General features: G+C 64.6%; 16 protein-coding genes. 12 read left to right on the forward strand and 4 right to left on the reverse strand.

What is annotated here, in order from left to right; translation table 11 throughout:
* From P0D96_RS45840 to pyrF, 12 genes are all read left to right on the forward strand, one after another.
* A partial coding sequence (locus tag P0D96_RS45840) for a hypothetical protein (protein WP_408320774.1) occupies positions 1 to 386 on the forward strand: 386 nt, incomplete at its 5' end.
* 32 nt (positions 387 to 418) lie between these two features.
* A complete protein-coding gene (locus P0D96_RS45845; protein ID WP_408320777.1) occupies positions 419 to 1,399 on the forward strand; it encodes an IclR family transcriptional regulator in 981 nt (326 codons plus the stop codon).
* Positions 1,396 to 2,448: a 2-dehydro-3-deoxygalactonokinase gene (locus tag P0D96_RS45850; RefSeq protein WP_132373023.1), complete on the forward strand. Its 1,053-nt coding sequence runs from the start codon at positions 1,396 to 1,398 to the stop codon at positions 2,446 to 2,448. Before P0D96_RS45845 ends, P0D96_RS45850 begins: the two co-directional genes overlap by 4 nt.
* 36 nt (positions 2,449 to 2,484) lie before the next feature.
* A complete protein-coding gene (locus tag P0D96_RS45855) occupies positions 2,485 to 3,165 on the forward strand; it encodes a 2-dehydro-3-deoxy-6-phosphogalactonate aldolase (protein ID WP_408183411.1) in 681 nt (226 codons plus the stop codon).
* Positions 3,162 to 3,938 carry an SDR family oxidoreductase gene (locus P0D96_RS45860; protein WP_408294710.1) on the forward strand — a complete coding sequence of 259 codons (777 nt, stop codon included), beginning with the start codon at positions 3,162 to 3,164 and terminating at the stop codon, positions 3,936 to 3,938. Before P0D96_RS45855 ends, P0D96_RS45860 begins: the two co-directional genes overlap by 4 nt.
* A gap of 132 nt (positions 3,939 to 4,070) precedes the next feature.
* The gene (locus P0D96_RS45865) at positions 4,071 to 5,069 is read left to right on the forward strand and encodes an arabinose ABC transporter substrate-binding protein (RefSeq protein WP_132373029.1); all 999 of its coding nucleotides are present in this window, start codon (positions 4,071 to 4,073) and stop codon (positions 5,067 to 5,069) included.
* A gap of 190 nt (positions 5,070 to 5,259) precedes the next feature.
* Complete coding sequence (gene araG / locus P0D96_RS45870) at positions 5,260 to 6,810, forward strand: L-arabinose ABC transporter ATP-binding protein AraG (protein ID WP_408183412.1); 1,551 nt, start codon at positions 5,260 to 5,262, stop codon at positions 6,808 to 6,810.
* 54 nt (positions 6,811 to 6,864) lie between these two features.
* Positions 6,865 to 7,881, forward strand: a complete 1,017-nt coding sequence (gene araH, locus P0D96_RS45875) for an L-arabinose ABC transporter permease AraH (protein WP_132373033.1) — start codon at positions 6,865 to 6,867, stop codon at positions 7,879 to 7,881.
* A 39-nt stretch (positions 7,882 to 7,920) separates the two neighbouring features.
* Positions 7,921 to 8,721 (forward strand): SDR family NAD(P)-dependent oxidoreductase, encoded by an 801-nt coding sequence (locus P0D96_RS45880; protein WP_132373035.1) that lies wholly within the window; start codon positions 7,921 to 7,923, stop codon positions 8,719 to 8,721.
* On the forward strand, positions 8,718 to 9,620 hold the full coding sequence (locus P0D96_RS45885) for an SMP-30/gluconolactonase/LRE family protein (protein ID WP_408320779.1): 903 nt from the start codon (positions 8,718 to 8,720) through the stop codon (positions 9,618 to 9,620). Before P0D96_RS45880 ends, P0D96_RS45885 begins: the two co-directional genes overlap by 4 nt.
* 226 nt (positions 9,621 to 9,846) lie before the next feature.
* On the forward strand, positions 9,847 to 10,908 hold the full coding sequence (locus P0D96_RS45890; protein ID WP_408320781.1) for an aldose 1-epimerase: 1,062 nt from the start codon (positions 9,847 to 9,849) through the stop codon (positions 10,906 to 10,908).
* Positions 10,909 to 10,990: 82 nt separating this feature from the next.
* Positions 10,991 to 11,806 (forward strand): orotidine-5'-phosphate decarboxylase, encoded by an 816-nt coding sequence (pyrF, locus tag P0D96_RS45895; protein ID WP_408320783.1) that lies wholly within the window; start codon positions 10,991 to 10,993, stop codon positions 11,804 to 11,806.
* A gap of 156 nt (positions 11,807 to 11,962) precedes the next feature.
* Here the strand turns inward: pyrF and P0D96_RS45900 are convergent, their stop codons facing one another.
* The 4 genes from P0D96_RS45900 to thiL all read right to left on the reverse strand — a co-directional run bounded on the left by P0D96_RS45900 (position 11,963) and on the right by thiL (position 14,639).
* Entirely contained in the window at positions 11,963 to 12,478 is a 516-nt protein-coding gene (locus P0D96_RS45900; RefSeq protein ID WP_408183417.1) for a cupin domain-containing protein, read from the reverse strand.
* 23 nt (positions 12,479 to 12,501) lie between these two features.
* A complete protein-coding gene (locus P0D96_RS45905) occupies positions 12,502 to 13,002 on the reverse strand; it encodes a CinA family protein (RefSeq protein WP_106285221.1) in 501 nt (166 codons plus the stop codon).
* A gap of 67 nt (positions 13,003 to 13,069) precedes the next feature.
* Complete coding sequence (locus P0D96_RS45910) at positions 13,070 to 13,651, reverse strand: phosphatidylglycerophosphatase A family protein (RefSeq protein WP_207915607.1); 582 nt, start codon at positions 13,649 to 13,651, stop codon at positions 13,070 to 13,072.
* The gene (gene thiL, locus P0D96_RS45915; protein ID WP_408320786.1) at positions 13,641 to 14,639 is read right to left on the reverse strand and encodes a thiamine-phosphate kinase; all 999 of its coding nucleotides are present in this window, start codon (positions 14,637 to 14,639) and stop codon (positions 13,641 to 13,643) included. Before thiL ends, P0D96_RS45910 begins: the two co-directional genes overlap by 11 nt.
* Between the last annotated feature and the right edge of the window lie 279 nt (positions 14,640 to 14,918).

The following is a 14,918-nucleotide window of genomic DNA, read 5'->3' on the forward strand; positions in this document are numbered from 1 at the left end:
GGTGTGAAGCGGCTTTCTTTGCCTACTTTCTTTGCCGCGGCAAAGAAAGTAGGTGCCCGCCCTGCACAGGGGCGACGCCAATAGACCGACATGAATTCAAGGAAAGGCCAACGCCCTACAGAACACAGGCAAAAAAGCCTAGCACCGTCAAATCCCATTATCTGAATCCAACACTCACATATTGGAGCTTTCTCAAAAACCGCCCTACAATCCAACCCAACACGCAAAGCGCCGCAGCGAAAGGCAAACAAAGCCAACCCTGCGCAGCGCCAAAAGCAACAGCAAAAAAACCGGAGACAAAACCAACCATGCCTAAAACGCAAAGGCAGCACCACGCCCGCGACACCGCGAGCAACCCAGGCCCAATCTCCGGCCCCGCGCTGTAAGCGCAAAAAAAACCACCGAAAAGCGAATCGCCATGAACAAAGCGATGCCTACTCACGCCGCGAGCGAGTCCGACGCCGATCTGTCGCCATCAGCCGATCACGAGCCCGGCGCCATCCCGCGCCCGGCCGCGGCCACGGCCACGAAACCGCCCCGACCCAGCATCCACCCAGCCCCGGTAGACGGAATCGCGCTGCCCAGCACGCTGCTCGACATCACCCCGCAGCAAGCCGGCACGCAAACCCTCCTGCGCGGCCTGGCGATCCTCGAAGCGGCAGCAGCCGGCGTCCGCGACCTGCGCACCTTCGGCGCCGCGCTCGGCACGACCCGCAGCACCACGCATCGGCTGGTGAGCAGCCTCGTGCAAGCGCGCTACCTGCGCCAGGTGCAAGGCGGCTACCTGCTCGGCCCAAAGCTGATCGAACTCGGCACCATCGCACTCGAACAGATGCCGCTCACCGCGGTCGCCCGTCAGCATCTGGAATCGCTCGCGGAACAGACGCTCGACACGATCCACCTCGGCGTGCGCGACGGCGACGACGTCCTGTACATCGACAAAATCCCCGGCACCCGTGGCCTTGAAATGCGCTCACGCGTCGGCCACCGCATGCCGCTGGCGTCGACGGGGATCGGCAAAGCCATGATGCTCGACCTCACGCCGGACGTCTGGCAATCGCTGTTCGACGCATCGCGCCGCGCGCTCGCCGGCGTCAGCTTCAAGCCGGATAACCGCCCCGACGCACAGACCTTCATGCAGCGCATGACCAACTACGCCGCCGGCGGGTACACCTTCGACCTCGAAGAAAACGAAGCGTCGATCCGCTGCGTCGCGGCTCCGGTGCGCGATGCGTCGGGCGCGGTGGTGGCGGCGCTGTCGGTGGCAAGCACGATTCCGTACATGTCGCTCGAACGCATGGACGAACTGATTCCAGTCGTGCAGCGCGAAGCGCGCGCGATCTCGGAAGAACTCGGCTGGCGCGCCCCGCAACCGGCAACCCGCAGGATCAAGCGATGAAGCGAGCGGGTTCTCCCACCCAGGCAGTCAGCCACGCCGCAGCAGTTGCGGTGGACGCCAGCCACGCGGATGCCGCGCTGATCGCGCTCGACTGGGGCACGACCTCGCTGCGCGCCTATCTGTACGACGCGTCCGGCAACGTGCTGGCGACGCGCGCATCGACGGCGGGCATCATGAATCTGCCGCGCAGCGCCGAGCAGGGCGGCTTCGACGCGGCCTTCGACGACGCCTGCGGCGCCTGGCTCGAACACGCGCCCGCCGCGCCGGTGATCGCGGCCGGCATGGTCGGCAGCGCGCAAGGCTGGCTGGAAGCGCCGTATGTGGACACGCCGGCGAGCGCCGATGCGCTGGTGGCCGGCATCGTCCGCGTCAAGGCGGCGTGCGGCGTGACGCTGCATATCGTGCCGGGCGTCCTGCAACGCGGCGAACTGCCCAACGTGATGCGCGGCGAAGAAACGCAAATCTTCGGCGCACTCGGCGAGGAAACGAACACCGCCGACAGCGGCAAGCGTGCCCTGATCGGCCTGCCCGGCACGCACGCGAAATGGGCGGTGGTGCAGGCGGACCGCATCGAACGTTTTCACACTTTCATGACCGGCGAAGTGTTCGCGGCATTGCGCGAACACACGATTCTCGGCCGCACGATGCTCACGCCGGATCTTCCGGACACCGGCGCGTTCCTGCATGGCGTGAACATCGCCCGGGAAAAAGGCCAGGCGGGTGTGCTCGCGACCGTATTCAGTTCGCGCACGCTCGGCCTCACCGGACAACTTTCGCGCGAACAACAACCCGACTATCTGTCGGGATTGCTGATTGGACATGAACTGGCCGGCCTCGATGCCGTGCTCGCGCAACAACAAAGCGCGCTTGCTGGGCAGAGCCTGCGCCTGATCGGCAACGAAGCGCTGTGCGAGCGCTATCGGCTCGCGCTGGCGCAATTCGGCTGTACCCAGGCGGAACTGGTCAAGCACGCTACCGAGCGCGGCCTGTGGCGCGTCGCGTCGCAGGCGGGGCTCGTCCAACCGGCCGCCAAGACGGCGCGCGCCTGACCGGCAGCGCCGCCGCCCACGAAACAAGGAACCGACATGCAACCTCACATCAATCTGCCCGCTCCGTACATGCCGCACGCGGGTTTGATCGCGGCGTTCGAGGCGTGTCCGCTGATCGCGATCATGCGCGGCGTGACGCCCGCCGATGCCGCCGAGCACGGTCAGGCGCTGTATGAAGCCGGCTTCCGGATCGTCGAAGTGCCGCTGAATTCGCCGCAACCGTTCGACAGCATCGCCGCGATCCGCAAGGTGTTGCCGGCCGACGCGATCGTCGGCGCGGGCACGGTGCTGCATCCGAGTTTCGTCAACGACGTGAAGTCGGCGGGCGGCGAACTGATCGTCATGCCGCATAGCGATCCGGAAGTCGTCAGTGCCGCGAAGGCGCAAGGCATGGCCTGCGCGCCAGGCGTCGCGACACCGAACGAAGCGTTCATCGCGCTGAAGAACGGCGCGGACGTGCTGAAGATGTTCCCCGCCGAACAGCTCGGCTGTCAGGTCGTGAAAGCATGGCGCGCGGTGATCGCGGCGGAAGTGCCGTTGGTCCCGGTCGGCGGCATCACGCCTGACAACATGGGCCCGTTCCTCAGCGCGGGCGCGAACGGCTTCGGTCTCGGCTCGGCGCTGTACAAACCGGGTCAGAGCGCGGCCGTGACGGCATCGCACGCGAAGGCGTTCATCAACGGTTTGCGCATCGCCCGTGCGGGTGCGAAGAAATGAAACGGCTCGCCGGTAAAGTCGCTCTCGTCACCGGCGCCGGTCGCGGCATCGGCGCGGCGATCGCGCATGCGTTCGCACGCGAGGGCGCGGCGGTCGTGCTGGCCGAACTGGATATCGACACCGCGCAGCAGACGGCCGAGCATATCAAGGTGCAGACCGGCGCGCGCGTGCTCGCGGTGCATACGGACGTGACGCAATCCGCGTCGGTTCAGCACGCGGTGAGCGAAGCCGAACGCGCATTCGGCGCGCTCGACGTGCTGGTGAACAACGCCGGCATCAACGTGTTCTGCGACCCGCTCACCATGACCGACGAAGACTGGCGCCGCTGCTTCGCGGTCGATCTCGACGGCGTGTGGAACGGTTGCCGCGCGGCGTTGCCGGGCATGGTCGAACGCGGCGCGGGCAGCATCGTGAATATCGCCTCGACGCATTCGTTCAAGATCATTCCGGGCTGCTTTCCGTACCCCGTGGCGAAGCACGGTGTGATCGGCCTGACGCGCGCGCTCGGCATCGAATACGCGCCGCGCAATGTGCGGGTCAACGCGATCGCGCCGGGTTACATCGAAACGCAATTGACGCATGACTGGTGGAACGAGCAGGCCGATCCGGCCGCCGCGCAGCAGGCGACGCTGGCTCTGCAGCCGATGAAACGCATTGGCCGCCCGGAAGAAGTGGCGATGACCGCGGTGTTTCTCGCCTCGGACGAAGCGCCGTTCATCAACGCCACCTGCATCACCGTGGATGGTGGCCGCTCGGCGCTGTATCACGACTGATTTTTGCAGGACCCGAATTGCGCAGGGGCGCATGGAGTACACCGGACGACGCGCTGGCCGCGTGTGTCACAACCGGTACAAGAAGACGCGGCCGATACCTTCTCGTTATCAATTAGTCAGGAGACACGCATCATGAAACGTAGAATTTTCCTCACGCTGGCAGCAGCGGCGACGGGTGTGCTCTTCAACGCACCGGTCGCGCAAGCTGCCGATCCGGTGAAGATCGGCTTCCTCGTGAAGCAGCCGGAAGAACCGTGGTTCCAGGACGAGTGGAAGTTCGCCGAAATCGCCGCCAAGGAAAAGGGCTTCACGCTGGTGAAGATCGGCGCGCCGTCGGGCGAGAAGGTGATGAGCGCAATCGACAACCTGTCGGCGCAAAAGGCGCAAGGCTTTGTGATCTGCACGCCTGACGTCAAGCTCGGACCGGGCATCGTCGCGAAAGCGAAAGCCGACGGCCTGAAGATGATGACGGTGGACGATCGTCTGGTCGACGGCTCGGGCAAGCCGATCGCATCGGTGCCGCATATGGGCATCTCGGCGTACAACATCGGCAAGCAGGTCGGCGACGGTCTGGCCGCGGAAATCAAGAAACGCGGCTGGGACATGAAGGACGTGGGCGCGATCGACGTGACCTACGAACAACTGCCGACCGCGCATGACCGCACCAGCGGCGCAACCGACGCACTGATCGCCGCCGGCTTCCCGAAGGCGAACATCATCGCCGCGCCGCAAGCGAAGACCGACACGGAAAACGCGTTCAACGCCGCTAACATCGCGCTGACGAAGAATCCGAACTTCAAGCACTGGGTCGCTTACGGCCTGAACGACGAAGCCGTGCTCGGCGCCGTGCGTGCAGCGGAAGGCCGCGGCTTCAAGGCGGACAACATGATCGGTATCGGCATCGGCGGATCGGACTCGGCACTCAACGAGTTCAAGAAGCCGTCGCCGACCGGCTTCTACGGCACGGTCATCATCAGCCCGAAGCGCCACGGCGAAGAAACCTCGACGCTGATGTACGACTGGATCACGCAAGGCAAGGCACCGCCGGCGCTGACCCTGACGACCGGCATGCTGGCCACGCGTGACAACGTCGCCGATGTGCGCCAGAAGATGGGCCTCGCGGCAAATTGAGCGGTTTGATTCAGCAAGTGGTGACATGAAGTGAACTGCCGGCGCGTGTTTCTCTTTCGCGAAAGAGGGCACGCGCCGGCAGCAGCAATACAAGATGAGTAGTTGAGACATGCTCTGCTTTGCACCTGCCCATGACGTAATCACGCAGGCGCCACAAAGCAAAGGTTCACACGAAGCATTAGGAGGCGAAGTGTCAGCGACGCTACGTTTTGACAATATCGGCAAAGTCTTTCCAGGCGTGCGCGCGCTCGACGGTGTGTCCTTCGACGTCAACGTCGGCCAGGTGCACGGCCTGATGGGCGAAAACGGCGCAGGGAAATCGACCCTGCTGAAGATTCTCGGCGGTGAATATCAGCCCGACTCGGGCCGTGTGATGATCGACGGCAACGAGGTGCGCTTCTCCAGCGCGGCGTCGTCGATCGCGGCGGGCATCGCGGTGATTCACCAGGAACTGCAATACGTGCCCGATCTGACGGTCGCGGAAAACCTGCTGCTCGGCCAGTTGCCGAACTCGCTCGGCTGGGTCAACAAGCGCGAAGCCAAACGCTTCGTGCGCGAACGCCTCGAAGCGATGGGCGTGGCGCTCGACCCGAACGCGAAGCTGCGCAAGCTCTCGATCGCGCAGCGCCAGATGGTGGAAATCTGCAAGGCGCTGCTGCGTAACGCGCGCGTGATCGCATTGGATGAGCCGACCAGCTCGCTGTCGCATCGTGAGACCGAGGTGCTGTTCAAGCTGGTGCGCGATCTGCGTGCCGACAACCGCGCGATGATCTACATCTCGCACCGCATGGACGAGATCTACGAACTGTGCGACGCCTGCACGATCTTCCGCGACGGCCGCAAGATCGCCTCGCATCCGACGCTCGAAGGCGTGTCGCGCGACACCATCGTCAGCGAGATGGTGGGGCGGGAAATTTCGGACATCTATAACTACTCGGCGCGGCCGCTCGGCGAAGTGCGCTTCGCGGCGAAAGCGATCGAAGGCCACGCGCTCGCGCAACCGGCCAGCTTCGAAGTGCGCCGCGGTGAGATCGTCGGCTTTTTCGGTCTGGTGGGCGCGGGCCGTAGCGAACTGATGCATCTGGTGTACGGCGCCGATCACAAGAAGGGCGGCGAGTTGATGCTCGACGGCAAGCCGATCAAGGTGCGCAGCGCGGGTGAAGCGATCAGGCACGGCATCGTGCTCTGCCCGGAAGACCGCAAGGAAGAGGGCATCGTCGCGATGGCGACGGTGTCGGAGAACATCAATATTAGTTGCCGCCGTCACTACCTGCGCGCGGGGATGTTCCTCGATCGCAAGAAGGAAGCGGAAACCGCGGACCGTTTCATCAAGCTGCTCAAGATCAAGACGCCGAGCCGCCGCCAGAAGATTCGTTTCCTGTCGGGCGGCAATCAGCAGAAGGCGATTCTGTCGCGCTGGTTGGCTGAGCCCGATCTGAAAGTGGTGATTCTCGACGAGCCGACTCGCGGTATCGACGTCGGCGCGAAGCATGAAATCTACAACGTGATCTATCAGCTTGCCGAACGCGGCTGCGCGATCGTGATGATTTCGTCGGAACTGCCGGAAGTGCTCGGCGTGTCCGACCGGATCGTCGTGATGCGTCAGGGCCGGATTTCCGGCGAGCTGGCGCGCCAGGATGCAACGGAACAATCGGTCTTGAGCCTCGCCTTGCCGCAAAGCTCGACCGCGTTACCTGGAACCGGCACCGGAACCGCATCGGCTGCCCAACAGGCAGCCTGAACATCATTCGGACGAAAGTCCGGCAACCCGTGGGGAACGGGAGGAGTCTTCAACATGCAAGCCAGAGAAAACCTCGCGCAACAGGCCGCCAAGAGCGCCGCCGAAGCGCTGATTCCGCAGTCCAACGACAAGGCGAAATGGTGGCAACAGATCACCGAGTACAGCCTGATCGTGATCTTCATCGTGATGTTCGTCACGATGTCGCTGACCGTCGATCACTTCTTCTCGATCGAGAACATGCTCGGCCTCGCGCTGTCGATCTCGCAGATCGGCATGGTCTCGTGCACGATGATGTTCTGTCTCGCCTCGCGCGACTTCGACTTGTCGGTGGGTTCGACCGTCGCGTTCGCCGGCGTCTTGTGCGCGATGGTGCTCAACGCCACCGGTAACACCTTCATCGCGATCATCGCGGCGGTGGCGGCGGGCGGCGTGATCGGCTTCGTCAACGGCGCGGTGATCGCGTATCTGCGCATCAACGCGCTGATCACGACGCTCGCCACGATGGAAATCGTTCGCGGCCTCGGCTTTATCGTCTCGCACGGTCAGGCGGTGGGCGTGTCGTCGGATACGTTTATCGCGCTCGGCGGTTTGAGCTTTTTCGGCGTGTCGCTGCCGATCTGGGTCACGCTGCTGTGCTTCATCGTGTTCGGCGTGATGCTCAACCAGACCGTGTACGGCCGCAATACGCTCGCGATCGGCGGCAATCCGGAAGCGTCGCGTCTGGCCGGTATCAATGTGGAACGCACGCGCGTCTACATCTTCCTGATTCAGGGCGCGGTGACCGCGCTGGCCGGTGTGATTCTGGCCTCGCGTATCACGTCGGGTCAGCCGAATGCCGCGGAAGGCTTCGAGCTGAACGTGATCTCGGCGTGCGTGTTGGGCGGCGTCTCGCTGCTCGGCGGCCGCGCGACGATTTCCGGCGTCGTGATCGGCGTGCTGATCATGGGCACGGTCGAGAACGTGATGAACCTGATGAACATCGACGCGTTCTATCAGTACCTCGTGCGTGGCGCGATCCTGCTCGCCGCCGTGCTGCTCGACCAGTTGAAGAACCGCGGATCGCGCGATTAAACCCGCGACTCACTCACTTGCTCTAAAAGGAATCGAACGATGTCGTCTCCGGCCAATGCAAACGTCCGTCTCGCGGATAACGTCTTTGCGCGCTATCCGAGCCTCGTCGACCGCACGGTGTTGATCACGGGTGGCGCGACCGGCATCGGCGCATCGTTCGTCGAGCACTTCGCGGCGCAAGGCGCTCGCGTCGCGTTCTTCGACATCGACGTGAGCGCCGGCGAAGCGCTCGCCGACGAGCTCGGCGATTCGAAGCACAAACCGCTGTTCCTGCCGTGCGATCTGACCGACATCGACGCGCTGCAAAAAGCGATCGCCGACGTGAAGACCGCGCTCGGCCCGATCCAGGTGCTGGTGAACAACGCCGCGAACGACAAGCGCCACACGATCGGCGAAGTCACGCGCGAGTCGTTCGACGCGGGCATCGCGGTGAACATTCGGCACCAGTTCTTTGCTGCGCAAGCGGTGATGGAAGACATGAAAGCCGCCAACAGCGGCTCGATCATCAACCTCGGTTCGATCAGCTGGATGCTGAAGAACGGCGGCTATCCGGTCTATGTGATGTCGAAATCCGCGGTGCAGGGTTTGACGCGCGGTCTTGCGCGCGACCTCGGCCACTTCAATATCCGCGTCAATACGCTGGCGCCGGGGTGGGTGATGACCGAGAAGCAGAAGCGCTTGTGGCTCGACGACGCGGGCCGTCGTTCGATCAAGGAAGGGCAGTGCATCGACGCCGAGCTGGAACCGGCCGACCTCGCGCGCATGGCGCTCTTCCTCGCCGCCGACGACAGCCGGATGATCACCGCGCAGGACATCATCGTCGACGGAGGCTGGGCGTGAGTGCGAGCGGTTCATCCTGCACGGCCGCGCTGCTGCTCGATACGAAATGCACGCTCGGCGAAGGCGCGACATGGTGCGCGCAAAGCGGCCGTTTCTATTGGACGGATATCGAAGGCGCGCGCCTGTGGCGCTATGACCCGAGGGACGGTAGCACCATGTCCTGGCGTATGCCCGAGCGCCTCGCCACGTTCGCGCTGTGCGCGGATCCGCGTTACCTGCTGCTCGGCCTGGCCACGCATCTTGCCTTTTTCGAGCTGGCCACCGGCGAGACGCGGCGCATCATCGACGTGGAACCCGGCTTGAATACGCGCGTGAACGACGGCCGCTGCGACCGTCAGGGGCGCTTCGTGTTCGGCACCAAAGATGAAGGCGCGCCGCTGCAGGCAATCGGCGGCTTCTACCGGCTCGATCACGATCTTTCGCTCGAGCGTTTGCCGTTGCCCGCGCCCGCGATCTCGAACAGCATTGCGTTCAGTCCCGACGGCACGACGATGTACTACTGCGATTCGCCCACACGCGAAATCCGCGCGTGCGACTACCGCGCTGACGGCGGCATCGCCAACGACCGCCTGTTCACCCAGCTCACCGACGCCACCGGCGAACCCGACGGCTCGACCGTCGACCGCGACGGCGGCTTGTGGAACGCGCAATGGGGCGGCCGGCGAGTGGTGCGCTACGGCCCGGACGGCGTGGAAACGGAGCGCGTCGACGTGCCGACCGCGCAGCCCAGCTGCGTCGCGGTGGGCGGCGCGCAACTCGGCACGCTGTACATCACGAGCGCACGCTGTGACCTCGATGCAGCGGCGCTTGCGGACGATACGCACGCCGGCGGCGTGTTCGTCGCCACGCCCGGACGGCAAGGTTTGCCGGAGCCGGTGTTCCAAGGCGCGCCAGCTTAGCGCAGAATGACGCTGCCTCGTTCTCGAGGCAGCAATGAAGTAATGAAACGATAAAGCGCGGTCGGGCAGTGAATCTGAAAGTGAATCGCAAGTTGATGGTGCAATCCCAGTGGCAGCAAATCGGCAGCATGCAGTTCGGACCCAGAGGCGACCAGTTTAAGAAAATCGCCCAACAGCATCCGTCAGCAATGACGGCAACGTCCCAAGCCTCTCGATGGAGCCAGATATGACTGTTGCGAATCTTGTTTCTTCCTCCCCTCAGACCTCACAGAGTCGACGCTCGCGACTCGCCGCGGCGGCCAATCCGGTGTTGCCGGGTCCCAGCACGTCGGCGGTGGCCGTCGGCGAAGCCAGCGCCGGCGATGTCGCGTGCATCACGCTCGCCAACGCGCATTTGCGTCTCGACGTCGCGCCGACGCTCGGCGGCGGCGTCACCCGTTTCGACTGGCGCAACGACGGCGCGCTCACGCCGATCTTCCGCCGCTGCCGCCACGTCGGCGCCGATACGCAACCGAACCAGTTGTCCTGTTATCCGCTCCTGCCGTATTCAAATCGCATCGGCGGCGGGGAATTCAATGTGGCGGGACGGCGCGTCGAGGTGCCGCGCAATCGCGCCGACGAACCCTTGCCGATTCACGGCGACGGTTGGCAATCGGCCTGGCAGGTCGCGGAGTCGGATCGCGAAAACGTCCGCCTCACGCTCGATCGCCGCGACGGCAAGCCGTACACGTACCGCGCGACGCAAACCTATACACTGGACGGCCCGACGCTGGTCGTCACGCTCGAAATCGAAAATACCGGCCGCGAGGCGCTGCCTTTCGGGCTGGGCGTGCATCCCTTCTTCGTGCGCGACACGGACACCGAGTTGTCCGCCGCGGCCGGCGGCCTGTGGCTCTCCGGCGACGATTGGTTGCCGGTGCGGCATGTGCAGGCGCCGCCCGCCTGGCAATTCGGCGTGGCGTATCCGCTGCCGGAAACCATCGTCAATCACGCCTTTACCGGCTGGAGTGGGCAAGCGGCGGTAGTGTGGCCGAAGCGCCGCCTGTCGCTGAACATTGCCGCCGATACCGACTACTACGTGCTGTACACGCCGCCCGGCGAAGACTTTTTCTGTTTCGAACCGGTGGATCATCCGATCAACGCGATGAACCTGGCCGGCGGCGCGAGCGAAAACGGCATGACCTTGCTAGGACGCGGCGAGCGACTGACGCGCACGTTCCGATTCACCGTCGAACGCACGGGTTTGCGCTCAATGCCGGGCGCGCGCGGCTCGAAGCGGCGGCAGTAGCGGGCGAAGGTGGCGCGGCCCGCCGCGCAGGACGGGTAAAATACGCGCCTCTTTCGTTTTCCAGCTCGCCGCGAGACCCACCATGTCCAACTTCATCCAGACACTCAACGACGCCTGGCGGCGCACCAACTCGCTGCTGTGCGTCGGCCTCGATCCCGAGCCGAGCAAATTCCCGGGCGCGCTCGCAGGCCGTCCTGAGGCGATCTTCGACTTCTGCCGCACGATCGTCGACGCAACCGCACCGTATGCGTCGTCTTTCAAACCGCAGATTGCCTACTTCGCGGCGCATCGCGCGGAAAACCAGCTTGAGCAGCTGATCACCCACATTCATGCGAACCATCCGGGCCTGCCGGTGATTCTGGACGCGAAGCGCGGCGACATCGGCAGCACCGCCGAGCAATATGCGCGCGAGGCGTTCGAGCGTTATCAGGCGGACGCCGTGACGGTGAATCCCTACATGGGTTTCGACTCGATCCAGCCGTATCTGGAGCACGCAGGCAAAGGCGTGATCGTGCTGTGCCGCACGTCGAACCCGGGCGGCTCCGACCTGCAATTCCTGGAGACGGGCGGCCGTCCGCTCTATCAGGTCGTCGCAAAACTGGCGGCGGAGAAATGGAATGCGAGCGGCCAGCTGAGTCTGGTGGTCGGCGCGACTTTCCCGAAAGAGATCGAAGTGGTGCGGGGGATCGTCGGCGATATGCCGCTGCTGATTCCGGGCATCGGCGCGCAAGGCGGCGATGTGGAAGCGACGGTCAACGCCGGCCGCACCGCGAACGGCACGGGCATGCTGATCAACTCGTCGCGGGCGATTATCTACGCGGGCAAGGGCGACGATTTCGCCGAAGCCGCGGCGAAGGCCGCGATGGAAACGCGGGACCGGATCAACGCGTTCCGATAATCGCAGGCTGTCGTTGTTCGGGCGCGCGTGGAGTTCAGTTTGGCCTCAGCCGGTCGATCAACGCGGCATGCCGCGCTTTCAACGCGTCGATATCCGCGATATCGGCATAAAAGCGCGGGCAACCTTCATTGAAGGCAGCCTATGAACGCTTGGGATTCAGGTTGGGCCCAGCCGCTCGATCAACGCCGCATGCCGCGGATGCCGCGCTTTCAACGTGCCGACATCCGCCAGTTCGAATTCGCTGAATTCAAAACCCGGCGCCACCGTGCAACCCACCAGCGCGAAGGTCGCCGGATCGGCGCATTCCGCCGCGAACCACAGACCTGCCGGCACCACGGCCTGAAACACGGCATCCGCGTGCGTCAGCGCGTCGCCGAGCTTATGTGTCACCAATGCGCCCGTCTCGTCGAGCACATGGACGTTCAACGGTTCGCCCGCATAGAAATGCCAAACCTCGTCGGACTTGATCCGGTGCCACGCCGAATGCGCGCCGTCGCAGAGCAGGTAATAGATCGCCGTGGACGCAGAGCGCGTTTCCGCTGCGCTGTGGTCGCTGTCGCGGATCACGCGCTCCGCCGAGCGGTACGTCTCGCTGAAAAATCCGCCTTCGGGATGCGGTTTAAGATCGAGGCGGCGGATCAGTTCGTCTTTGACTGCGTGCGAATCAGGCATCGGCTCTCCGCTTCGAACAAAGGTTAGTGCTCGCGTTCGTCGAGCAAGGCGAGGACGCCGCGCAATGCATGTGCGGCAGCCTGCACGCGGATCTTCTCGCGGTCGCCTTTGAAGATCTTCGTTTCCACCGACGTATGCAGCCGGTTGCTCCAACCGAACGAGACCATGCCGACCGGTTTGGTCTCGGTGCCGCCGCCCGGTCCGGCGACGCCGGTAATCGACAGCGAGACCTGCGCGCGGCTATTGCGCAGCGCGCCTTCGGCCATGGCGCGTGCCACTTGCTCGCTGACCGCGCCGTGCTTGTCGATCAGCTCGGCGGGCACGCCGATCATCTCGCTCTTCGCCTGATTCGAATACGTGACGAAGCCGCGCTCGAACCAGCCGCTGCTGCCGGAAATGTCGGTGATCGCGGTCGCTACCATGCCGCCCGTGCAGGACTCGGCCGTGACGAGCATGAGGCGCTCGTCGCGCAGACGGTTGCTCACGCGAATGGCGAGCTGGTGAACGACGGAATCGGTAGGCATGGCGTCAATCCGGAAAAACGGGGGCTGGCGGTGAATGCCCGGCGGCGCGGCGGCCGCCGGGCAGCAGTCAAACGGACATGCGCCAGAGTGCAATCACGAGCAGCGTGAAAAACGCGGCGACCAGGTCATCGAACATGATGCCAAAGCCACCTTTCAGACGACGATCGAAATAGCCGATGGGTGGCGGCTTCACCATGTCGAAGAAGCGGAACACGAGGAACGCCCACAACTGCCCGGTCAGCGTGACCGGCGTGACCATTAGCAGCACCAGCCAGAACGCGATGATTTCGTCCCACACGACCGGCGAAGGATCGTCGATGCCGAGCTTCTTCGCGGTGAACCCGCAAATCGCAATGCCGCCGAAGAAGCCGGCGACGATCAGCAGGCCCCACTCGATTACGGTCAGATAACGGCTCAGAACGGCGAACGACGCCCACGCGAACAGCGTGCCGATCGTGCCCGGCGCGACCGGCGACAAGCCGCTGCCGAACCCCAGCGACAGAATGTGCAGCGGATGCGACAGCATGAAGCGCGCGGTGGCGCGGCGCGGCTGACGGCCGGGCGGGCGCGGATCGGGCGCGCGCGGCGCCTGCGGCGGCTCGACGCTGATGAGTTTGTCGGCCGGGCCGAGCGGGGGATCAGTCTGCATGAAAGTGGTCGAAGCCTTGCAACGTCAGAGTAAGCGGCGCGCCGGCGGCATCGCGCCAGCCGATCGCCGGGCGGTCGGCCGCCGATTCGAGAGCGCTTATTGTACCGATGCGGGTGAGCTGAATGCCCACCTCCTGGCCGGCCTTTTCGACTGCGGCACGCGCCGCGGGCGGCGCGGTGAAGCACAGCTCGTAGTCGTCGCCGCCGGCGAGCGTGCAGCGTCGCTGGATCTCGGGCGCGAGGCGGCGCAGCGCGGCGGAACGAGGCACGGCGTCGACGTCGACCGTGGCTCGCAAGTTCGAGCGTTCCAGAATGTGCATCAGATCGCCCGCGAGACCGTCCGAGAGGTCGAGCGCCGCGTGCGCGATGCCGCGCAGCGCGAGCCCGAGCGCGACACGCGGCTCCGGGCGGTCGAGGGCGCGACTAAACGTCGCAGTGTCGCTGGCATCGGCGGACCATTCGCCGCGCCGCACGCCGAGGCCGGCGCGCGCGTCGCCGAGCGTGCCGGAAATCCAGATGTCATCGCCCGGTTGCGCGGCGTCGCGGCGCAGCGCCGCGCGCGGCGGCACGCTGCCGAATACCGTGATGCACAGATTCAGCGGACCGCCGGTCGTATCGCCGCCGATCAGCTCGCAGCCGTAGCGTTCGGCCAGCGCGAAAAGCCCTTCGCTGAACGCGGCAAGCCAGGCTTCTTCGGCCTTTGGCAAGGAGAACGCCAGCGTGAACGCCTGCGGTTGCGCGCCCATCGCGGCGAGGTCCGACAAGTTCACGGCGAGGGCTTTGTGACCCAGCGCCTCGGGATCGACATCGTCGAAAAAGTGGCGGCCTTCCACCAACATGTCCGTCGATATCGCCAGCATTTCGCCCGCGCGCGGGGCGAGCAGCGCACAGTCGTCGCCGATGCCGAGCGTGCCGCTCGCGGCGTCGGCGGGCCGGGCAGCGGCGCGGCGGGCAAAGAAACGATCGATCAGCGAAAACTCGGAGAGCATGGTGGCGAAGGGTGAACGATTAATTGTTGCGAACTGCGGCTAACGGCGCGCATTGTATGGAGTGGTCATCGGGTAAACATTCGATCGCCCGGCAACTCCGATTCGGGTCGCGTTGCGGCCACAGCATGCCACGTCAGCCTTTCGCTATGTTTCTGTCGCGGCAGTTGTACCCGTATTGAAGGAATTGGGCCGCCAATTGGGGCTACAATGCCGTCGAACGTCTATTCTAATCCGCCCTTCGAAGCCCGCCTTATGTCGACTCCCGTCAATAGCAAACTC

The sequence above is a fragment of the Paraburkholderia sp. RL17-347-BIC-D genome (genome assembly GCF_046027915.1).
Taxonomy (GTDB): domain Bacteria; phylum Pseudomonadota; class Gammaproteobacteria; order Burkholderiales; family Burkholderiaceae; genus Paraburkholderia.